The sequence below is a fragment of the Microcystis sp. 0824 genome, assembly GCF_003112475.1.
GTDB classification, from domain to species: Bacteria; Cyanobacteriota; Cyanobacteriia; order Cyanobacteriales; family Microcystaceae; genus Microcystis; species Microcystis aeruginosa_C.
Genome location: NZ_BDSM01000003.1, coordinates 131824 through 151677 on the forward strand (window position 1 = coordinate 131824; position 19854 = coordinate 151677).

The window sequence follows — 19854 nt, forward strand, 5'->3', positions numbered from 1 at the left end:
TTAAAAATTATCAGACACCCCCCTTATCAAGGGGGGCAGGGGGGATCGAACCTAAAATTCATTTTTAATTTAATTATAACCAGCTACTTAAGATTTTAGCTTGGTTGAGAGATTGAACATTTGTACTAAAATTTCCCAGAAGCAGTTTAAATCCATTACAGCTGATCAACTTTAGCGGCTTAAATCGCACCATTGAGGGGAAATCCCCCTTAACTAGGTACGGTAAGCCCCTAGAAGCCAACAAACCGGTCAATCTAGAATAGTCTCAAGGGTATAAAAGTAATCTCTTATAGAAAATGCAGCCAACCAATCCACAACAATTTACAGAAAAAGCTTGGGAGGCAATCGTCAAAACGCCGGACATTGCCAAACAGAACAGCCAGCAACAAATCGAAAGCGAACATCTAATGAAAGCCCTACTGGAACAGGAGGGATTAGCGGGCAGTGTCTTTAGTAAAGCTAATATTAGTCTAGCCCGTTTGCGGGATCGAACCGATGATTTTATCCGTCGTCAACCGAAAATCTCTAACCCCGGCGACTCGATTTATTTAGGTCGTAGTTTAGATAGTTTACTCGATCGAGCAGAAAATTATCGCCGAGAATTTGGAGATGACTTTATCTCGATCGAGCATTTGATTTTAGGTTACGCTAAAGATGATCGCTTCGGTAAAAATATTTTTCAAGAATTCGGACTTACCGAAAACAAACTCAAAGAAATTATTCAACAAGTCAGAGGTAGTCAAAAAGTGACCGATCAGAATCCAGAAGGCAAATACGAGGCCCTAGAAAAATACGGACGGGATCTCACCCAATTGGCACGGGAAGGTAAATTAGACCCAGTAATTGGACGGGATGACGAAATCCGTCGCACCATTCAGATTCTCTCTCGCAGAACTAAAAATAACCCGGTTTTAATCGGGGAACCGGGAGTAGGAAAAACGGCCATTGTCGAAGGATTAGCCCAGAGGATTATTAACCGTGATGTGCCAGAATCTCTGTTAGATCGGACTCTCATTTCTCTCGATTTAGGTGGCTTAATTGCGGGAGCAAAATATCGCGGGGAATTTGAGGAAAGATTAAAAGCTGTCCTCAAGGAAGTCACCGATTCCCAAGGCAATATCATCATGTTTATTGACGAAATTCACACCGTTGTCGGTGCGGGAGCCACTCAAGGGGCAATGGATGCGGGCAATTTATTAAAACCGATGTTAGCCCGGGGTGAATTACGTTGTATTGGGGCCACTACCCTCGATGAGTACCGCAAATATATCGAAAAAGATGCGGCGTTAGAAAGACGCTTCCAAGAGGTTTTAGTAGATGAACCAAATGTGGTCGATACTATTTCGATTCTTCGCGGTCTCAAAGAACGTTATGAGGTGCATCATGGGGTAAAAATTGCCGATAATGCTTTAGTGGCAGCGGCGCTGCTTTCTAATCGTTATATTAGTGATCGCTTTTTGCCCGATAAGGCCATCGATTTAGTTGATGAAGCGGCGGCTAAATTGAAGATGGAAATCACCTCTAAACCAGAAGAACTCGATGAAATTGATCGCAAAATTCTCCAGTTAGAAATGGAAAAACTTTCCCTACAACGGGAATACGATCCAGCTTCGCGAGAACGGTTAGAAAAGTTAGAAAAAGAACTGGCTAACCTCAAGGAAGAACAATCGGGATTAAATGCCCAATGGCAAGGGGAAAAAGAGATTATCGATAAAGTTCGTGGGGTTAAAGAAGCGATCGAACAAGTTAATCTAGAAATTCAACAGGCTGAACGAGATTATGATTATAATCGCGCCGCCGAATTAAAGTTCGGAAAATTAACCGATCTGCAGCGGCAAATGTCCGCCCTAGAAACCCAATTGGCCGACAAACAAACCACCGGTAAAAGTTTATTAAGGGAAGAAGTTCTCGAATCGGATATCGCCGAAATTATCTCGAAATGGACGGGAATTCCTCTCAATAAATTAATCGAATCGGAAAAAGAAAAACTCCTCAATCTGGAAGAGGAATTACACGAAAGTGTCATCGGTCAAGAGGAAGCGGTCACAGCCGTGGCCGAAGCGATTCAACGTTCCCGCGCTGGTTTATCGGATCCCAACCGTCCCACGGCCAGCTTTATTTTCCTCGGTCCGACGGGTGTTGGTAAGACAGAATTGGCGAAAGCTTTAGCACGCAATCTCTTTGACACGGAAGAGGCTCTAGTTCGCATCGATATGTCGGAATACATGGAAAAACACAGCGTTTCCCGTCTCATGGGTGCGCCTCCAGGATACGTCGGCTACGATGAAGGGGGACAATTAACCGAGGCAATCCGGCGTCGTCCCTACTCTGTCATCCTCTTTGATGAGATTGAAAAAGCCCATCCCGACGTTTTTAACGTTATGTTACAAATCCTTGACGATGGGCGCTTAACCGACTCTCAAGGTCATCTGGTTGATTTCAAAAATACCATCATTATTATGACCAGTAATATCGGTTCTCAATACATTTTAGACGTGGCCGGTGATGAGTCTCGTTATGAGGAAATGCAGGCGCGGGTGATGGAAGCCATGCGGAATAGTTTCCGTCCCGAATTCCTCAATCGTATCGATGAAACGATCATTTTCCATAGTTTACAAAAAGCTCAACTGCGCTCAATTGTCAAACTACAAATAGGCAATCTCAGCGATCGCTTGATCGAACAAAAATTAGCCCTGAAATTTGCCGATATTGCCCTCGATTATCTAGCAGAAATTGGTTATGATCCAGTGTACGGTGCGCGACCCCTAAAACGGGCAGTACAAAGATATGTGGAAACTCCGATCGCTAAGGCAATTCTGCGCGGCGAATTTAAAGGGGGAGACACGATTTTTGTCGATGTGGCCGATGAAAGATTGACCTTTAAACGGTTAGCTTCCCCGGTAGTAACTGCTTAATTAAGTAAGGGTGGGCAATGCTCACCCTTTGATTATTATGGAAGCAGGGTATTTTTGCTTGAATCTATGACTGCAACACTGTTTGCACCACGTCAAAGACCCGAAGGTTAATGCGGATGGAGGGACTCGAACCCACACATCGAAAAGATACTAGAACCTAAATCTAGCGCGTCTACCAATTCCGCCACATCCGCAAACATGTCATCGTATTCCATCATAGCATAAGATACTATAGGAAAGATAAAATTTTTTATTCTTAATAATTTTATGCTCTTAGGTTTTGTCTTTCAGTCTCCTGGCCCCGTCCTCTGGGAGATCGGACCGATTTCGGTGCGCTGGTATGGATTTCTGATTGCTATGGCGGTATTATTGGGTGTCACCCTCTCCCAGTACCTCGCCCAAAAAAGAGCGATCAATCCCGATTTAATCGCTGATTTGGCCATTTGGTTAGTAGTGGGGGCCATACCTGCAGCCCGTCTGTACTATGTTCTCTTTCAGTGGCAAGAATATGCGCGAAATCCTGCCGATATTATCGCCATTTGGAAGGGAGGTATCGCTATTCACGGGGCAATTATCGGGGGTTTGCTGGCAGCCCTAATCTTTGCTCGCATTAATCGGGTTTCTCTTTGGCAATTACTCGATCTAGTCGCACCTTCAGTTATTCTCGGTCAAGCGATCGGACGTTGGGGGAACTTTTTTAATTCGGAAGCTTTTGGCAGTCCGACTAATTTACCTTGGAAGTTGTTTATTCCTCCGGCTAGTCGTCCTTTAAAATATATCACCGTCGATTATTTTCACCCCACCTTTCTCTACGAATCTCTCTGGAATCTGGCAGTTTTTGCCCTACTCATCTATCTATTTTTCTGGGGTTTAAAACACCCTAGTAAATTAAAAATTGGCACCCTTACCCTAGTCTATTTTATCGCCTACAGTCTAGGTAGATTCTGGATCGAGGGACTACGCACCGATAGTTTAATGTTTGGTCCTCTGAAAATGGCGCAAATAATTAGTTTAGGAGCGATCGCTGTCGGTATTTTCGGTTTATTCTGGTTATATAAACTCCAGCGTCCTTTACCAGATGTGGTGGCGACTGTCGGTTATAATCAAAAGTTACCCTAGCTAACCCTGACAATGGATCTAGTAACGATTTTTCAACAGGTTTTAAACGGTTTATCGATCGGTAGTGTCTATGCTATTTTTGCCCTTGGTTACACTTTGATTTTTTCCATTCTAGGTATTATCAATTTTGCCCATGGCGCAATTTTTACCCTCGGTGCCTATTTTACCTATGCTCTAGCGGGGGGAGTTTTCGGGTTTAATGGTTTATTAGCTAATGCCAAATTACCCTTTTCCTTACCCTTTTTTTTAGCACTCTTCCTAGGCTGTATCCTTTCAGGTTTTACCTCTGTTCTTCTGGAAAGATTGGCCTTTAAACCCCTCCGGGTAAGGGGTTCCGATTCTCTCTTAACTCTGGTTTCTAGCCTAGGGGCAGCCGTGGTGATTGTCAATGTCATTCAATACTTAGTCGGGGCGGAAATTTATACTTTTCCCGATGATATTTATGGCAATCTTCCCCCCGCAATTAATTTCGGTACAGCTGATCGTCCCGTGGCAATTCGCACAATTCAGATTATTATTTTTCTGGTTTCAGCAGTTATGGTAGCTTTACTAACTTATTGGGTTAATTTTACCAAAATGGGCAAAGCTTTACAAGCGGTAGCTGAAGATGTCACCACGGCCAGTTTGTTGGGGATCAATCCCGAAAAGTTTATCGTGATTACCTTTTTTATCAGTGGTGCCTTGGCAGGTTTAGCAGGAACTTTAGTCGGTTCTAGTGTTAGTATCGCCGGTCCCTATTTCGGCATTGCTTTCGGATTAAAAGGTTTAGGAGTGATCGTTTTAGGGGGATTGGGAAGTATCCCCGGAGCGGTCATCGGTGGTTTATTATTGGGTATTGCCGAAGCTTTTGTTCCCGCAGAATATTCCGGTTATCGAGAAGCGATCGCTTTTGCTATTCTCTTTATTATGTTGTTAGTTCGTCCCCAGGGTTTACTAGGTAGAAAGTTAATTGAAAAAGTCTAAGTCGGTTTAATTGGCCCGGAGAAAAACTGTTTTTCCCGACAAAGAAGATTGATAGGCAGCATAGGCCACTTCTAGGGCATAAAGACTGGCTTGAGGAGTAACATAGAGAGGAGACCGATCGAAGAGATAATCTAGCACGATGGCGGTATCTTTGGCAAAAAGACCGCGACGGGTTTCCACTTCTAAAGCTTGGCTACCTTCACTATTAATTAACTGCCCTTTTTCCCCTTCAAAAATTAAGCTGCCCCCCTCGCCATGAATAGTGAAAGTTCGCTCATTTTGCCAAAAAACTTCGCCTTTACCGTAGGTAACTTCAGCAATTAAGCCATTTTTAAATAATAACTGCGCCTCACACAAACAGGCCAGAAAATAATCGGATTCCGGTCTATCCCAATAACGACAATGACAGGATACGGACTCCACTTCCCCAAATAAATTAGTAAAGCGATGGATACGAGAAAGGGCCGCAATCAAAGGAAACCCGAATAAATCCCGATGAAATGTCCAGCGCCGGGGTGCTGGTCTGCCGGGGGCGATCGTGGTATAACGGGCTAGGTGGATATTGCCGAGGCTGGCTAAATACTGCTGTTGGGTTTGATGCAGTCCCCCCAAAAGTTCAATATGTTCGACGTGCAGTAATTTGTTCTCGGTTTCGGCTAGGGTGATTAATTCTGCCGCCGCTGCCGGGTGAAAAGCAAGAGGATACTCGACGATAACGTGCTTACCGGATTTTAGGGCAGTACGGGCGATCGAGGCATGGGCCTGATTAACGTTGGCAATGACAATCAGATCGAGATCGGGATGGCTGGCCAGGCTTAGTGCCGAATCTAGGGCAGCAATTTGGTATTTTTGCGAGAAATTAGCGATCGATTCGGGACTATTACCGCTAACATACAGAAGCTGGGCGCGATCATCGGCTTGCAAGCTTTCAGCGCGACGTTGAGCGGCGAACCCTGTGCCAACTATACCAATTTTTAGGGGACGATGAGAAGTCATCAGGGGCATTCTGGCGACCTTAATTATCGGGAAGTGGGAATTATGAATTATGAATTATAAATTATGAATTGGAGAGATGGGAGTGGGGAGACCCACTTCGTGTGCCTTGCGCAGGGAGATGGGGAGAATCATCTCCTGACTCCTGCCCCTCGCCTTTCCTAGCTTTATTTTGGCAATTAACTCATCTATTATCTCAAAAATAGCGCCCCAAAAGATGTGGAGGGGTGAATTCATATTTTTAATGGGCAACGCCAATTTTTTGATCCTGTTTAGGCCCCAGATCTTCTAAACCGAGATCGGTTGTCGGGGAGCATGACGACTAGGGGAAACCACTACGGGAGTTGGCGACACCGTACAGGTTAATTCTAGAGACTGTTCTAAACTAACCACCCGATTGAGTTGTTGCCATTCAGTGCTAAAAGGAGGCATCGCTAGAGCGCAGGCTTTCCAATGAGCTTCGACGGGAACATCTAGTTGTTGACAAGTGCCACCGCGCCGACCTTGGGTTTGATAGTATCGGCAGTATCGACAGGAAGAAGTAAGAAAGTTTGCGGTTTGCATGGGTTGGCTTTAAAAGGAAGATCATTATAGGGAACTCAAGGGATGACTCTCTTTTTGCTCTGTGTAATATTGTCCTACCCCGTGCCAAGGGTATTTTCCTGACTACCATAGCTAGAACTGTTATGCCATATAGTTTTTAGTGATCCCCCCAAAAAATTTTGTTTTTAGAATCTTTTAATAGTTACTTTGCAAAAAGCAGCACTGTCTCAAAACTGAAGAGTTTAACTCAGTTGTGTCCGAGGTTATTGGGTCTAGTATCGGCGATAACAGAACGGGGATCAAGCCTTAGCTCGATAGAATTGATGAATACAGGTTCAATTAAGACAGAAAAGATAGGCCAATTGATTCCCGACTCAAAACCACTCTTTCCACAAGACTATAAAAAAATTTAATCTTTTACACCGCCCGACTGGGCAAAACAAAAAGCACAACATTGCCAACGCTCAAGCTCTCCTGAGGGAGTGGGAGACTGACAACGAGGACAAATCGGCCAAGATCGGGTCCGGTGAACTATTTTCTGGCTCCAACTCTCTAAACTGTCCGGTTGCTGGGGATTTTCCGGCGGTTTTTCCGGGGTGACATAACTAGGATGATCTCTTAGGGAATTAGGCGCGATCGCTTCTAGAGGAATTAACTGACTATCTTGCTGCCAACGGGCAGCAGAAAAGCGGATATCGCTCAGGGGAGTCTCTAACTGACTATTAAGCCGTTTTAATAAGCTATAGCGTTGTAAAGACAATTCCTGTGCTAAAGCGGCGCTACTGGTAGCCACCGATAAAACCCCACGATTGAGGGAAAAAGGCCGGGTTTGCTCGAGCAGACGGGGATTAATAATTTTTGGCCATAATTGCAGCACTTGATCATAGTGGCGATATTCTTCCCAACCCCCCTGTTGAGTAATAGCCGCCAAAATTTTGTCAAGAGAATGTAAAGACATCTGGAAAATCTAGAGAGTACCACGTTAGACTAGGACGAAAAAACCCGCCAACTTTTCAGCATAACCTTTAATACCCCCGCCCTAGTCATCTGCCATGAAATCCGATCGACCCCCATCCTCCCAAGATTTACCTCTCTCGATCGTCCATCAGCCCAGTTCAGCCCTCGATCCCGCTCAGAAACCAGAATACCTAGAAGCTGCTGTCATTAACGTCTATCCCCCGGCTAAAGATATCTTTTTTACCCCTTGGGGTATCGGGGCAATGGCGATCTTTTTAATTGCTAATAGTCTCCTCTCTCTCAATCAATGGTTAACCAACACCACCGCTACCCCGAGGAAAGCTGAGAATTCCCCCCGCGAGCAGCACCAAAATAACTCCCGCCACCTCGATCGATTGATAGCGATCGCTCGTCCAGTACAGAAAACTCCTCAACCCAGTCCGATCGCTAATATTCCCGCTTCTCCCCTTAAAACCAGTCCGATCGCTAACATTCCCGCCCCACCAGTGGTTCAGAGTCCCCCCACCGCTGTCAATCTGACTAACGCCCTCTTACCCCCGAATCCGCCACCGTCCCTGATGCCGGCCCATCAATTACCCGTCAGTAAGATCGAGCAATCTTTACCCGTCGCCCCCCCGGCCCCCGCTACCCCGCCCGTATCTTCCCTAGTTTCCGCACCACCGCCACCACCGCCCCAAGTCACCCCCGTCCCCTCTCCGGCGGTCATTAACGAACGAATGTTAGAGGAATTGCGCCAAAGAGAAGAATCACCCGCTAATTTACCCTTTTTTCAACGGGAAAAAGCCCGTCGCTTGGCCAATCAAAACCCACAGGATGCGGCGGAGTTAATGAAACAGTTACCGCCAGAATTACAAGTGGCCCCTTCTCCCAGTAGTCCGCCACCTTCAGAAACAGTCAATCCCTCCCAGTCCCCCGTCCCTAGTTCTATCATTATTGATAGGAGCGGCACTTCGGTAAACTATTAGGGTTGGTATCGGGAGGACGGCAATGGGTTTGTTAGATCGCATGGGCCAAGCAATTCGCGCCCAAGTCAATAGTCTGATTCAGGAAAACCAAGATCCAGAAAAACTGCTGGAAAAGGCGATCTTGGAGATGGAAGGGGAATTGATCCAAATGCGACAAGCCCTGGCGGCGGCCGTCGCTACCCAGAAACGTACCGAGCGCCAACGACAACAACAGGAAAAAGCAGCCCAAACTTGGCACGAACGCGCCCAATTAGCCCTACATCACGGTAACGAGGAACTTGCCCGCCAAGCTCTCAGCCAATGGCAAACCTATCAAAGTCAGATCGCCCCCCTACAAACCTCCCTGCAACAACAGACGGCTATTATACAAAAATTAAAGAAAGAACTCTTGACAATTGAACGCAAATATGCTGAGATGAAAGCACAGAAAAGCCTTTATGTGGCCAGATTGCGATCAGCGAGCGCCAGTCAAAAAGCTCAAGAAATTATGGGCAGTTTGAACAGCAGTCAGATGGGGACTATTTTCGAGAAATTAGAAGCAAAAGTCCTAGAAGCCGAATCCCAAGCCGATTTAATCCAGTATAAAGACCCCTTAGAGCGACAATTCCAAGATTTGGAGGGACAAAAACAAATTGAAGCCGAATTACTCAAGTTAAAACAAGAAAACTTGGATGGGTGATAGGGAATTATAAATTATGAATTATGAATTATGAAGTGGGGTGTAGGGTGTGGGGAGAAAAAAGCGTTCGACAAAAGCTCACGCCGAAGTCTGTCTCCTGACTCTTGACTCCTAACTCCTATCGCCTATCCTAGCTCCCGTGGTTTATATTGGATAATAAGCCGTTAGGCAAGATGGGAAATTTTAAGAACAGTTAACTGATTTAGTACACACCGAGAGGAACAAGAGCGTCATGGGTTTATTCGATCGCCTTAGCCGAGTTGTCCGAGCTAACCTCAATGATATGGTGAGCAAGGCTGAAGATCCAGAAAAAATGCTGGAACAAGCTGTCAGTGATATGCAAGAGGATCTAGTACAGGTACGTCAAGCGGTTGCTAGAGCGATCGCTGAACAGCGACAAACGGAACAAAAATACAGTAAAGACCAGTCAGAAGCCAATAAATGGGAACAAAGAGCCAAATTAGCCCTTTCTAAAGGGGATGAAAATCTCGCCAGGGAAGCTCTTAAACGCAAGAAAGATTTCACGGAAACCGCCGCCATTCTCAAAAATCAACTGGATCAGCAAACGGTACAGGTAGAAAGTCTGAGAAAAAACTTGATTGCGCTCGAAAGTAAGATTTCTGAGGCAAAAACCAAGAAAAATATGTTAGTAGCTCGCTCCAGAGCCGCAAAAGCTAACGAAGAAATCCAAAAAACCCTCGGCAGTATCGATACCAGTAGTTCCATGTCCGCTTTTGAGCGCATGGAAGAAAAAGTTATGCAGTTAGAAGCCAGTAGTCAAGCGATCGGTGAAATCACTGGTAGCGACATAGACCGTCAATTCGATGCCCTAGAATCGGGTAGCGATGTGGAGGATGAATTGGCAATGCTGAAAGCACAAATGTCCGGGGGAGCATTACCCGGTACAGCTTCTAGTCAACCCACTTTACCCCAAGCAACCACCGTCAGGGATTCGGCAGTGGATGCAGAATTAGAGGAATTGCGATCGAAGTTGAAAGAACTGTAAAACTTTGAGAGCGTCGAGACGTACTATCTACGGTACGTCTCTATTTATTAATTTTGTTGTTGAGATAGGGAATATTAATTGCTAGTCATAATTAACCATCACTATTATGCGGGATGATTTATCTAATTTACGTTCCTCAATTATCGAAGTAATTGCCTTACAAAAAAGAGCCGAACAACAGTACAACCAAGCACAAGCTGAAGTTTTAAAATGGCAAGAAAGAGTTAAACTCGCCCTAGATAAAGGTGATGAGTCTCTGGCACAAGAAGCTAATATAAAGAAAAAACATCACATTAATACCGCAAATATTATTAAAAATCAACTGGAAAAACTGAATATCCAAGTTGATAAACTGAAAGAAAAATTGCCGATTTTAGAAAGAAAGATTAACGAAAAAAGTATCGGCAGTATAGATACTAGCATTGACAAGGCGGTTTTTGAAGTCCCAGAGGGAAAAGTTAGACAATTGCAAGATCCTAGTCAAATTTATGACGAATTGGACGGGATGGCAATCGAAAAGAAATTACCAAGATTAGACATGGCCGAAATAATCACTTTACAAAAAAGAGCAGAACAACAATATAATCAAGAACTAGCGGAAATTTTAAAATGGGACAGGAGAGCTAAATTAGCTAGATCTGAAGTAGATTATTCCCTTGTTAGAGAAGCTTTTAGACAAAAAGAGAATCATATTAATATCGCCAATATCATCAAAAGTCAGATCGAACAAATTAAAACTCAAGTCGATACTTTACAAAAAAACTTAACTATTTTTGAGAATGGGAACAATAGTATTTACCGTTCAGCTTTTGAGCGCATGGAAGCAAAATTTATCCAGTTAGAATCCAGTAGTCAAGTTGACGGTGAATTGGTTAACATCGGCATGGAACATCAATTCACGCTAGAAGCGGGTAGCGATGTGGATGATGAATTAGCACTGCTAAAAGCACAAATGTCCGGGGGAGCATTACCGGGTACAACTTCTAATCAAAGCAATTTACCCCCAGCAACTACCGTCAGGGATTCGGTAGTGGATGCAGAATTAGAGGAATTGCGATCGAAGTTAAAAGAACTGTAAAACTTTGAGATTGTCGAGACGTATTACAGCCCGTCTCATCAATATGAAGTATAACTTAATCTGGTATCTAAGACCGAAGACTGGCTAATGTTAAGCGTTTCTGCGGTTCCCAGAACAAAAACTTTGTACCTCATCATTATAAAAAAATTTCCAAACAATGCCACTCAAAACCCTTTAATTCTGAAGATAATCCTAAGATTCAGCCCGAAAAAGAGCCAGAAAGGTGAGGATAGCTAGGATGGAAGTGAAAAGCAATTTTGACTCGAAATTATCCCAAGGGATCGATCGCATTTAACGAAACCCTTACCCTAACAGCATAAGACAAGAGAAGGACTCATTAAGGAGAAACCCAGCCATGAAAATCGGCGTAATCAAAGAAAGTGACCAAGGCGAGGCGCGGGTGGCGCTAGTGCCGGATACCGTCGCCCGTTTAGTCAAGGCGGGATTTGAGGTAATTGTCCAAAATGGGGCGGGAATTAGCGCTAACTTTGCCGATAGTGCCTATAGTGCCGTGGGAGCCGCCCTGAGCGAAAACAGCGAATATATCTATGAAACTGCCGATATTATTCTCAAAGTCGTCCCTCCTAGCGATAGCGAGATCGATCGCCTGAAAAATGGTGGTATCCTCATCGGCTTTCTCGATCCCCTGCGTCAACCCCGGCGCATTGCCAAATTAGCCGAGCGCGGGATCACCGCTTTGAGCATGGAATTAATTCCCCGCAGTAGTCGCGCCCAGAGTATGGATGCCCTCTCCTCTCAGGCTAACCTCGCCGGTTACAAAGCGGTACTCCTCGCCGCCGTTGAGCTGCCGAAAATGTTCCCGATGATGACTACCGCCGCCGGTACGATCGCCCCAGCCAAAGTGCTGGTATTGGGGGCAGGAGTCGCTGGATTGCAAGCTTGCGCTACCGCCCGCCGTTTGGGGGCAGTGGTGGAGGCTTTTGATATTCGTCCGCAAGTCAAAGAAGAAGTGCAGAGTGTCGGGGCGAAATTTATTGAAATGCCCCTAGAAGAAGATACCGTCGCCGATAACGGTTACGCCAAAGAGGTTTCTCTTAGCACACAGGAGCGCATTTGTCAAGCCTTAGCCGAACCAATTAAGCGGGCTGATGTGGTGATCACCACGGCCCAAGTACCGGGGAAACAGGCTCCGCTGCTAGTCACCAAAGAAATGATCGCGACCATGAAAGCGGGGTCGGTAATCGTTGATTTAGCGGCGGAACAGGGCGGAAATTGCGCCTACACCCAACCGGGACGAGAAATCATCGAAAATGGGGTAAAAATCGTCGGAGCCGTTAATCTTCCTGCCACAGTGGCCACCAATGCCAGCCAGATGTACGCCAAAAACCTGCAAATGCTGCTACAGCTTCTAGTCAGCAAAGAGGGCAGTTTAAACCTCGATTTTGCCGATGACATCATTGATAGTGCCTGTGTCACCCACGCCGGCGAAATCCGCAACCAACGCATTAAATCCGCTCTCAGTGAACAGTTATCAGCTTTTTAGCTATCAGGAGGCAGGAGGCAGGAGTCAGGAGTTAGGAGTTAGGAGTTAGGAGTCAGGAGTCAGAAGGCAGCTTTGTTCTCCCCACTTCCCACTTCATAATTCATAATTCATAATTCATAATTCCCACTTCCCCAATCCCCCACTTCCCCATCCCCCCAATCCCCCACTTCCCACTTCCCACTTTCCCTATCCCTTATTTCTTTAACCAATGACTGCCCAACTTTTAACCGCTTTAGTGGTATTTGTCCTCGCTTCCTTTGTCGGTTTCGAGGTAATCAATAAAGTCCCTCCCACTCTCCATACACCCCTGATGTCGGGAGCGAATGCAATTTCAGGTATCGCCGTTGTTGGTGCGCTCCTCATCGCCGGAGGCACGGATTGGCACGAATTAACCGTAATTTTAGGGTTAATTGCCGTTATTTTGGCGATGGTTAACGTGGTCGGTGGTTTTGTCGTTACCGATCGAATGCTGCAAATGTTCAAGAAAAAAGAGGCTAAATCATGAATAATGCCCTTATCACAGGGATCGAGTTATCCTATCTACTGGCCGCCATTTTATTTATCATCGGTCTTAAACAATTATCTTCCCCCGCTACCGCCCGTCAAGGCAATTTTCTGGCTGCGATCGGGATGCTAATCGCCGTTATTGCCACCTTAATCAATCAAGAAATCCTCAGCTATGGTTTAATCGCCGTGGCGTTGGTGATTGGCTCAATTATCGGCCTAGTTTCGGCGCAAAAAGTCCCGATGACGGCTATGCCCCAAATGGTGGCGATTTTTAACGGTTTAGGCGGTGCTGCCAGCGCTTTAATTGCCATCGGCGAATACTGGCGTTTACTGCAAAGTGGTGAAAATATTGCCTTTGACTCGATACTGATCGCTATTTTGGGTGTATTGATCGGCGGTGTCACTTTTACCGGTAGTGTCCTCGCTTTTGCCAAATTACAGGAATTAATCAGTGGCGCGCCCGTAACTTTTCCTTTCCAACAACCCTTTAACATTCTCTTGCTACTCACCTTTTTAGGGGGTAGTGTCTATCTCTTTTTCGATCCCACCTCGATCGATGTTTTCCTGACCTTGGTGGCACTTTCCTTAATTTTCGGGGCTTTATTCGTGCTTCCCATCGGCGGCGGCGATATGCCCGTGGTTATCTCCCTCTTAAACTCTTTTTCGGGACTTGCCGCCAGCGTAGTCGGTTTTATCCTGATGAATAGTATGTTGATCATCGCCGGTGCTTTGGTGGGTGCGTCGGGGATTATCCTGACTCAGATCATGTGTAAAGCCATGAATCGATCGCTGGCTAGTGTACTATTTGGGGCATTTGGTACAGGTGCTAGTGCCGGAGGTGAAGCGAGCGCCACTTCTAGCCTTGATAAATCGGTTCATGCTATTGATTCAGAAGAAGGGGCAATGATGCTCGGTTATGCGCGTTCTGTGGTGATTGTACCTGGTTACGGCATGGCAGTGGCCCAAGCACAACACGCAGTGCGAGAATTGGCTGAACAGTTGGAAAAAAATGGTGTTGAGGTTAAATATGCTATTCACCCCGTGGCGGGAAGAATGCCCGGACATATGAATGTATTATTGGCCGAAGCTAATGTTCCCTATCCGCAACTCTACGATATGGATGATATTAATCCTGAGTTTGAGCGCGTCGATGTGGCGTTAATTATTGGGGCGAATGATGTGGTTAATCCCGCTGCCCGTCACGATAAAGCTAGTCCCATTTATGGAATGCCAATTCTCGACGTGGATAAGGCACAGCACACGATCGTGATTAAGCGCAGTATGCGATCGGGTTTTGCCGGGGTGGAAAATGAATTATTCTACAATCCCAAAACCTTTATGCTCTTTGGTAGCGCTCAAGATGTGGTAGCACAATTAGTATCACAAGTCAAGGATTTGTCATAATTCTTAACAAATAGGACGGGGTTTTCACCCCGTCTTTTTTTTATCCGATTTTCCAGAGTTTAAAGATAATCCAGAACTAATTCCCCTTTGCTCACTTTTTCGGTAATTAAAGTTCTGACTAACTCTAATTCTTCCAGGGTCACTTTACCATCAGACCTCATAGCTAGGGCGATTCTTTCCCTTTCTCCTTGAGTGATCACGCCATCAACACTAGCCTGTTCAATAATAGCTCGCAACTTTTCTAGTTCCTGTTGTTCTTCTGCGGTTAATTCTGCTTGATTAGGCCGAGATATTTCCATAAAAATTTCTCCTTGAGTGATCAATACAAACTTGATAATTTTTTTCTAAGTAGTAGAACCCCTGGCAGTTATCCCCAGTCAGCATCAGGAATCAGGGACGATGCCTAATCAGTTTACACTCCATATTTGCTCGGAAACTCTCTCAACAAATACGTTTGTATTAAGAACCATTGATAAAGCTGAGAGCCTTGACTATTGCCTCTGGTCTATTCCCTTGCCTCACGGTTAACTTTAATTTTGTTCGACCACTTAGAGTTGGCCAATACATTATAGCAGTTATCTTAATGGTGAGAGACAGGCTGTAGTATAACTTTGTCTCTTTGTGCTTGAGGAAAAAAAGCTGTCTTGTCCCCTCCAGAATCGAGGTTAATTTAATCAATTCTAGCCCCAAGGCTCGCAATTTTGCCTCTAGTATTTGCCCTCGTTGTTCAGCAGTTTCTGCCTGTTTTTGCACTTGCTTGAGTTTCTTTCCTAACTCTACAAAAGTCAAAAGTCTCTCGCCATCCGGTTGACAAATCTGACAATCTTCTGGGGATAAAAGAGGACTAATTCAATTATCCATCACTTCGATAATTTCTTAGGTTAGACTTCCTCGCTTGCCAACCCCTAAGATGATTGTGAACGGTATCGTAAAGATAGTATTCCAAGACTCCGTATTTCTCATAGACATCTAACTTTTTGATCATTTCTTTCCAAGGGCCGTATGAGGAGAAAGTCTCATGTACGGTTCCGAATAGGAGGGGATGGGGGCGACTCTATTCTCGACCCCTAATAATTTCCCTGTTATTATCATTTTTATCTAGCCGACGGCTGACTGCTTCAAGATCACTGATCACTAAAATCACCGCGACGTTGGATCAGATCTGAGGGGCTAAGATTGGAGACGAAATTGCGGAAAGCTTGACGTTCCTCTTCATCTGCGTCACGATCGACAGGAATAGAAGCCGAAGCGATCACTTCTTCCATTACCCAGACAGGACTGTTGGTACGCAGGGCAATAGCGATCGCATCACTGGGACGACAATCGATTTCTTTTTTGACTTCGCCGCGCTGGAGACAGAGGACAGCATAAAAAGTATTATCTTGGAGAGAATGGATGATAATCTTTTCTAAATCCATGTCCCAAGCTTTAAAAATATTAACGATCAAATCGTGGGTGAGAGGACGAGGGGGTTTTTGTTGTTCGAGGACGGTCATAATAGCCTTAGCCTGATCTTGTCCGATGTAGATAGGTAGGGCGCGACGCTCGGAACCATCCTTCAGCAGTACAATGGGACTGCGAGTGATAGCGTCTAGGGCAATTCCAGCGACTTTCATTTCGATCATGACTATGGCTTCTCCAAGATAGAGATTCAGCTAGGGAAGGAGTGGGAAAGCAACCTGAATAATATAGTGCTTCGTTACACTCACAGTATGCCCTAAGATGGCAGGGATTAGCCTTATCTTTAATGAAAAAAATACATCACCTGCCGTCAGGAGATAGGAGACAGGAGATAGGAGGCAGGAGGCAGGAGGCAGGTGATAGGGGTTTAGGAAAATTTCAGCCAAATGCTCCACTTCCCAACTTCCCCACTCCCCACTAAATTACTTAATTTGTGCTATGATAATAGTTTTGGGATAAATTTAAATAGGAGCAGACCGTCTGTATGTCTCGTTATAGAGGACCGCGCTTGCGCGTTGTGCGTCGTTTAGGGGAATTACCGGGCCTAACCCGTAAAAATGCCCGTCGTGCCTATGCACCAGGGCAACATGGCCAGGCCCGCAAAAAACGTTCAGAATATGCCATTCGTCTAGAAGAAAAACAAAAACTGCGTTTTAACTACGGTGTCAGCGAAAAACAATTAGTTCGCTATGTCCGCAAAGCTCGCCGGGCTACTGGTTCCACCGGTCAAGTGCTGCTGCAACTCTTAGAAATGCGTCTGGATAATACCGTTTTCCGTCTCGGTATGGCCGGGACAATTCCGGGGGCGCGACAATTAGTCAATCACGGTCACGTCACCGTCAACGGTAGAGTTGTGGATATTGCCAGTTATCAGTGCCGTCCGGGTGATGTGATTGGAGTTAGAAATCAAGAGCGTTCCCAAGATCTAGTCAAAAGAAATATGGAATACCCCGGTTTAGCCAACCTGCCGAGTCATTTGGAATTTGACAAAAACACCCTCGTGGGCAAAGTGAATGGCGTTGTGGAAAGAGAATGGATTGCCCTCTCGATTAATGAACTGTTAGTAGTGGAATACTACTCTCGGAAAGTCTAGGAAAAAAGCCTTTTCCAGATACCTTGAGGACGCAATTGGCAGCGTCCTTATTTTATTGGTTAAATTTAGTATTTTTGATTGTACATGGGGCTGGCTAATATCCGACTACGAATGGCAGAACCTCAACCGGCTCCCCCTACTGATAACTCCCCTGAACAGTTACAGTTAAGAGAGTGGTCTGTTACCACCCACTTCTAAATGGGATATCATCAACATGAAAACTAAATTATCTCAGCTTTATGAAACTGATTTTAATTTGTGGCTCGAGCAAACTGTAAATCACTTAAAAAAGGGCAATTTACAAGCCCTTGATTTAGATAACTTAATCGAAGAAATATCCGATATGGGACGTAATAATAGACGGGAGGTATTCGGCCGTTTAAAAGTTCTCTTGATGCACTTACTTAAATGGCAATATTAACTGGAAAAACGGACTAATAGCTGGATAAATACCATTGATGAGCAAAGGGAACAATTAGAGCTTATTTTCAGGGATAGTCCTAGCTTAAAACCCTATTTAGCAGATATTTTCGCAGAATGTTATCAGAAATCAGTGCGAGGGACGGTAAATGAAACTAATTTACAAAAAGAAACTTTTCCAGTTGATTGTCCTTTTAGCCAAGAACAGGTTTTAAATTGGGATTATTTTCCTGAAAGTACCTTTTGAACAATAGCAGTTTTATGATAAAATTGCCCTACTGTCAAGACTAATTTTTTTCTTGCCAAATAGCTAAGGCCATTTGATGAACAAATCGCCAAGGTAGATGATGCTGACGGGCAATAGCGGCACAATCTTCGTATTCTGGTTGTACGGTAATCGGTTGATTAATTGACTCTTTATAGGCAACTTTTAGCCGAATTTGTCCATAGACAGTATCGATCGATTGTATCTCTCTTTTTAAGATTGATCGCTCTTGAATTGTCCTTCTAATGCCTAAAGTTGTGGTTTCCTGAAAGATCATATTTTCACAAATAGCAATTTTATCCAAGTCACAAATTACTGTCAAAAGTATTCCCAAACGGGATTTTTTCATAGTAATTGCTTGACTAAATACATCCAAGACACCTGCTTGTAATAAAGCCTCACTTAAGTATGCGATCGCTTGCGGATTTAAGTCATCAATTTGAGTTTCTAAAACTGCCACAGTTTCGATTTCATCTAGCTTTTCTGGTGCTTTTTTCCCTAACCAAAGCCGGACAAGATTGGGAATCGGTAAATCTTTTGTCCCTGCTCCTAAACCGACCTTTTCTAACTGCATTTTCGGCGGTTTACCGAAACTTTTAGCTAAAGTTGTCACAATAGCTGCCCCCGTGGGTGTTACTAACTCCGCTTCGATGCCATTACTATAAATTGGTACTTGTCCCTGACTGAACAATTGTACTACTGCTGGCACGGGAACCGGTAAACGACCATGGGCGGCCTGAACTGTACCGCCGCCGGTGGGTAGAGAAGAACAGTATAATTCACTCACCGATAGCCAGTCCAAACCCAAACAAGTCCCGACGATATCGACAATGGCATCGGTTGCCCCGACTTCGTGAAAATGCACCTTTTCCGGCGCGATCCCGTGAACGGCTCCTTCTGCGATCGCAAGTTGTTGAAAAACCGCTAAACTCCATTCTTGGACTTTCTGGGGTAAATTTGCCTGTTTAATTAAATTTTCAATCTCCGGTAAATGGCGAGCGGGGGTATGATGGTGATGGTGGTGATGATCAGCGGACTTCTCGGCAGTGACATCGACGTGAACCTTAGTAGCAATTTGACCGCGACGATGCACTTTTTCGGCCCTTAACTGATATTCCTCCTCAATTCCTAAAGTTTTTAGTTGTGCAATCAGGTATTCTAGGGGGACTCCTAAATCTACTAATGCCCCTAAACACATATCCCCGGCGATTCCCGTGGGACAATCCCAATAGGCGACGATTTTGCTATCATGGCTACTATTTACTCTCTCCATCCGGAAAATCCCCAACAACGTTCTATCCAAGAAATCTGTCATGCCCTGAAAAATGGGGCAATTATGCTTTATCCTACCGATACCGTCTATGCGATCGGTTGCGATCTCAATGTGAAATCCGCCGTCGAACGAGTTCGCCAAATCAAGCAACTATCTAATGATAAACCCTTGACGTTTCTCTGTTCTTCTTTGTCGAATATTTCTGAGTACGCAGTGGTCAGCGATTATGCCTATAAGATTATGCGACGAGTCATACCCGGTCCCTACACTTTTCTCTTACCGGCGACTAAATTAGTGCCGAAAGTGGTGATGAATCCGAAGCGGAAAACTACCGGTATCCGGGTTCCCGATCACGTTATCTGTCGCACTATTATCGAAACCCTAGAAAATCCCATTATCTCTAGTTCTGCCCATCTTCCCGATGAGGAGGGAGATTTTCCCACCAAGGGATTAGAATCCGCTAGGTTATTCGATGCCCTCGATCATATAGTTGATTTAATTATCGAAGATGGTTCGGCTCCCGGTTCGGAAGTGTCAACAATTGTTGATTTTACCGGCGATCAACCGGAGATTGTGCGTCAAGGTTTGGGTTGGCCGGAATTACAACAATGGTTATAACGAAGGCAGGGGGCAGGAGTCGGCAGTCAGTATTCAGGAGATAGGAGATAGGAGACAGGAGATAGGAGAT

At 44.9% G+C, this 19854-nt stretch carries 20 protein-coding genes, 1 tRNA gene and 1 pseudogene; 13 read left to right on the forward strand and 9 right to left on the reverse strand.

The features are described from left to right. Window positions 1-296: 296 nt before the first annotated feature. Window positions 297-2915: an ATP-dependent chaperone ClpB gene (gene clpB, locus N0824_RS01235; protein WP_108935391.1), complete on the forward strand. Its 2619-nt coding sequence runs from the start codon at window positions 297-299 to the stop codon at window positions 2913-2915. A gap of 111 nt (window positions 2916-3026) precedes the next feature. On the opposite strand, the gene N0824_RS01240 is transcribed toward clpB, so the two are convergent. Then, window positions 3027-3109: transfer RNA gene (locus tag N0824_RS01240), tRNA-Leu, on the reverse strand. 73 nt (window positions 3110-3182) lie between these two features. Between N0824_RS01240 and lgt the strand changes: the two genes are divergently transcribed. Together lgt and N0824_RS01250 are read left to right on the forward strand one after the other, a co-directional pair. Then, window positions 3183-4034 carry a prolipoprotein diacylglyceryl transferase gene (lgt, locus tag N0824_RS01245; protein WP_108935392.1) on the forward strand — a complete coding sequence of 284 codons (852 nt, stop codon included), beginning with the start codon at window positions 3183-3185 and terminating at the stop codon, window positions 4032-4034. A gap of 12 nt (window positions 4035-4046) precedes the next feature. Continuing rightward, window positions 4047-4997 (forward strand): branched-chain amino acid ABC transporter permease, encoded by a 951-nt coding sequence (locus N0824_RS01250; protein ID WP_108935393.1) that lies wholly within the window; start codon window positions 4047-4049, stop codon window positions 4995-4997. A 6-nt stretch (window positions 4998-5003) separates the two neighbouring features. Here N0824_RS01250 and N0824_RS01255 read toward each other — a convergent pair whose 3' ends face one another. The 3 genes from N0824_RS01255 to N0824_RS01270 form a co-directional block, all read right to left on the reverse strand. Then, a complete protein-coding gene (locus N0824_RS01255) occupies window positions 5004-6002 on the reverse strand; it encodes a Gfo/Idh/MocA family protein (RefSeq protein ID WP_108935394.1) in 999 nt (332 codons plus the stop codon). Window positions 6003-6278: 276 nt separating this feature from the next. Further along, a complete protein-coding gene (locus N0824_RS01265; protein WP_108935396.1) occupies window positions 6279-6554 on the reverse strand; it encodes a hypothetical protein in 276 nt (91 codons plus the stop codon). Between the two features lie 388 nt (window positions 6555-6942). Continuing rightward, window positions 6943-7491, reverse strand: coding sequence for a DUF721 domain-containing protein (locus tag N0824_RS01270; RefSeq protein WP_108935397.1), 549 nt, complete (start codon window positions 7489-7491; stop codon window positions 6943-6945). 94 nt (window positions 7492-7585) lie between these two features. On the opposite strand from N0824_RS01270, the gene N0824_RS01275 reads away from it, so the two are divergent. From N0824_RS01275 to N0824_RS01305, 7 genes are all read left to right on the forward strand, one after another. Further along, the gene (locus tag N0824_RS01275; RefSeq protein ID WP_108935398.1) at window positions 7586-8476 is read left to right on the forward strand and encodes a hypothetical protein; all 891 of its coding nucleotides are present in this window, start codon (window positions 7586-7588) and stop codon (window positions 8474-8476) included. A 22-nt stretch (window positions 8477-8498) separates the two neighbouring features. Continuing rightward, window positions 8499-9155, forward strand: coding sequence for a PspA/IM30 family protein (locus N0824_RS01280; RefSeq protein ID WP_066029586.1), 657 nt, complete (start codon window positions 8499-8501; stop codon window positions 9153-9155). 232 nt (window positions 9156-9387) lie between these two features. Beyond that, window positions 9388-10161, forward strand: a complete 774-nt coding sequence (locus tag N0824_RS01285) for a PspA/IM30 family protein (RefSeq protein ID WP_108935399.1) — start codon at window positions 9388-9390, stop codon at window positions 10159-10161. 106 nt (window positions 10162-10267) lie between these two features. Continuing rightward, a complete protein-coding gene (locus tag N0824_RS01290) occupies window positions 10268-11239 on the forward strand; it encodes a PspA/IM30 family protein (protein ID WP_108935400.1) in 972 nt (323 codons plus the stop codon). Window positions 11240-11594: 355 nt separating this feature from the next. Continuing rightward, entirely contained in the window at window positions 11595-12743 is a 1149-nt protein-coding gene (locus N0824_RS01295; protein WP_108935401.1) for a Re/Si-specific NAD(P)(+) transhydrogenase subunit alpha, read from the forward strand. Window positions 12744-12951: 208 nt separating this feature from the next. Further along, window positions 12952-13248, forward strand: coding sequence for an NAD(P) transhydrogenase subunit alpha (locus N0824_RS01300; protein ID WP_002733247.1), 297 nt, complete (start codon window positions 12952-12954; stop codon window positions 13246-13248). Then, window positions 13245-14654, forward strand: a complete 1410-nt coding sequence (locus N0824_RS01305) for an NAD(P)(+) transhydrogenase (Re/Si-specific) subunit beta (protein ID WP_108935402.1) — start codon at window positions 13245-13247, stop codon at window positions 14652-14654. Before N0824_RS01300 ends, N0824_RS01305 begins: the two co-directional genes overlap by 4 nt. Before the next feature lie 59 nt (window positions 14655-14713). Here N0824_RS01305 and N0824_RS01310 read toward each other — a convergent pair whose 3' ends face one another. The 4 genes from N0824_RS01310 to N0824_RS01320 all read right to left on the reverse strand — a co-directional run bounded on the left by N0824_RS01310 (window position 14714) and on the right by N0824_RS01320 (window position 16279). After that, complete coding sequence (locus tag N0824_RS01310) at window positions 14714-14953, reverse strand: hypothetical protein (RefSeq protein WP_002757689.1); 240 nt, start codon at window positions 14951-14953, stop codon at window positions 14714-14716. Window positions 14954-15113: 160 nt separating this feature from the next. Beyond that, window positions 15114-15443, reverse strand: a complete 330-nt coding sequence (locus tag N0824_RS01315) for a hypothetical protein (RefSeq protein ID WP_108935403.1) — start codon at window positions 15441-15443, stop codon at window positions 15114-15116. A 64-nt stretch (window positions 15444-15507) separates the two neighbouring features. After that, complete coding sequence (locus N0824_RS21525) at window positions 15508-15639, reverse strand: hypothetical protein (RefSeq protein ID WP_255420494.1); 132 nt, start codon at window positions 15637-15639, stop codon at window positions 15508-15510. A gap of 139 nt (window positions 15640-15778) precedes the next feature. Beyond that, entirely contained in the window at window positions 15779-16279 is a 501-nt protein-coding gene (locus N0824_RS01320) for a bifunctional nuclease family protein (protein ID WP_002803501.1), read from the reverse strand. 320 nt (window positions 16280-16599) lie between these two features. Between N0824_RS01320 and rpsD the strand changes: the two genes are divergently transcribed. Both rpsD and N0824_RS01330 read left to right on the forward strand, forming a co-directional pair. Further along, entirely contained in the window at window positions 16600-17208 is a 609-nt protein-coding gene (rpsD, locus tag N0824_RS01325; RefSeq protein WP_002737433.1) for a 30S ribosomal protein S4, read from the forward strand. Window positions 17209-17422: 214 nt separating this feature from the next. Continuing rightward, a pseudogene (locus N0824_RS01330) lies at window positions 17423-17875 on the forward strand (DUF29 domain-containing protein). Window positions 17876-17915: 40 nt separating this feature from the next. On the opposite strand, the gene larC reads toward N0824_RS01330, so the two are convergent. Beyond that, window positions 17916-19166, reverse strand: coding sequence for a nickel pincer cofactor biosynthesis protein LarC (gene larC, locus N0824_RS01335; protein WP_108935404.1), 1251 nt, complete (start codon window positions 19164-19166; stop codon window positions 17916-17918). Between larC and N0824_RS01340 the strand changes: the two genes are divergently transcribed. Further along, entirely contained in the window at window positions 19143-19784 is a 642-nt protein-coding gene (locus N0824_RS01340; RefSeq protein ID WP_046661155.1) for an L-threonylcarbamoyladenylate synthase, read from the forward strand. The genes larC and N0824_RS01340 overlap by 24 nt on opposite strands. Window positions 19785-19854: the final 70 nt, after the last annotated feature.

Coding starts and splice junctions, on each gene's coding strand:
- clpB (WP_108935391.1), top strand. CDS start 297: ATGCAGCCAACCAATCCACAACAATTTACAGAAAAAGCTTGGGAGGCA.
- lgt (WP_108935392.1), top strand. CDS start 3,183: ATGCTCTTAGGTTTTGTCTTTCAGTCTCCTGGCCCCGTCCTCTGGGAG.
- N0824_RS01250 (WP_108935393.1), top strand. CDS start 4,047: ATGGATCTAGTAACGATTTTTCAACAGGTTTTAAACGGTTTATCGATC.
- N0824_RS01255 (WP_108935394.1), bottom strand. CDS start 6,002: ATGCCCCTGATGACTTCTCATCGTCCCCTAAAAATTGGTATAGTTGGC.
- N0824_RS01265 (WP_108935396.1), bottom strand. CDS start 6,554: ATGCAAACCGCAAACTTTCTTACTTCTTCCTGTCGATACTGCCGATAC.
- N0824_RS01270 (WP_108935397.1), bottom strand. CDS start 7,491: ATGTCTTTACATTCTCTTGACAAAATTTTGGCGGCTATTACTCAACAG.
- N0824_RS01275 (WP_108935398.1), top strand. CDS start 7,586: ATGAAATCCGATCGACCCCCATCCTCCCAAGATTTACCTCTCTCGATC.
- N0824_RS01280 (WP_066029586.1), top strand. CDS start 8,499: ATGGGTTTGTTAGATCGCATGGGCCAAGCAATTCGCGCCCAAGTCAAT.
- N0824_RS01285 (WP_108935399.1), top strand. CDS start 9,388: ATGGGTTTATTCGATCGCCTTAGCCGAGTTGTCCGAGCTAACCTCAAT.
- N0824_RS01290 (WP_108935400.1), top strand. CDS start 10,268: ATGCGGGATGATTTATCTAATTTACGTTCCTCAATTATCGAAGTAATT.
- N0824_RS01295 (WP_108935401.1), top strand. CDS start 11,595: ATGAAAATCGGCGTAATCAAAGAAAGTGACCAAGGCGAGGCGCGGGTG.
- N0824_RS01300 (WP_002733247.1), top strand. CDS start 12,952: ATGACTGCCCAACTTTTAACCGCTTTAGTGGTATTTGTCCTCGCTTCC.
- N0824_RS01305 (WP_108935402.1), top strand. CDS start 13,245: ATGAATAATGCCCTTATCACAGGGATCGAGTTATCCTATCTACTGGCC.
- N0824_RS01310 (WP_002757689.1), bottom strand. CDS start 14,953: ATGGAAATATCTCGGCCTAATCAAGCAGAATTAACCGCAGAAGAACAA.
- N0824_RS21525 (WP_255420494.1), bottom strand. CDS start 15,639: ATGATCAAAAAGTTAGATGTCTATGAGAAATACGGAGTCTTGGAATAC.
- N0824_RS01320 (WP_002803501.1), bottom strand. CDS start 16,279: ATGATCGAAATGAAAGTCGCTGGAATTGCCCTAGACGCTATCACTCGC.
- rpsD (WP_002737433.1), top strand. CDS start 16,600: ATGTCTCGTTATAGAGGACCGCGCTTGCGCGTTGTGCGTCGTTTAGGG.
- N0824_RS01340 (WP_046661155.1), top strand. CDS start 19,143: ATGGCTACTATTTACTCTCTCCATCCGGAAAATCCCCAACAACGTTCT.
- larC (WP_108935404.1), bottom strand. CDS start 19,166: ATGGAGAGAGTAAATAGTAGCCATGATAGCAAAATCGTCGCCTATTGG.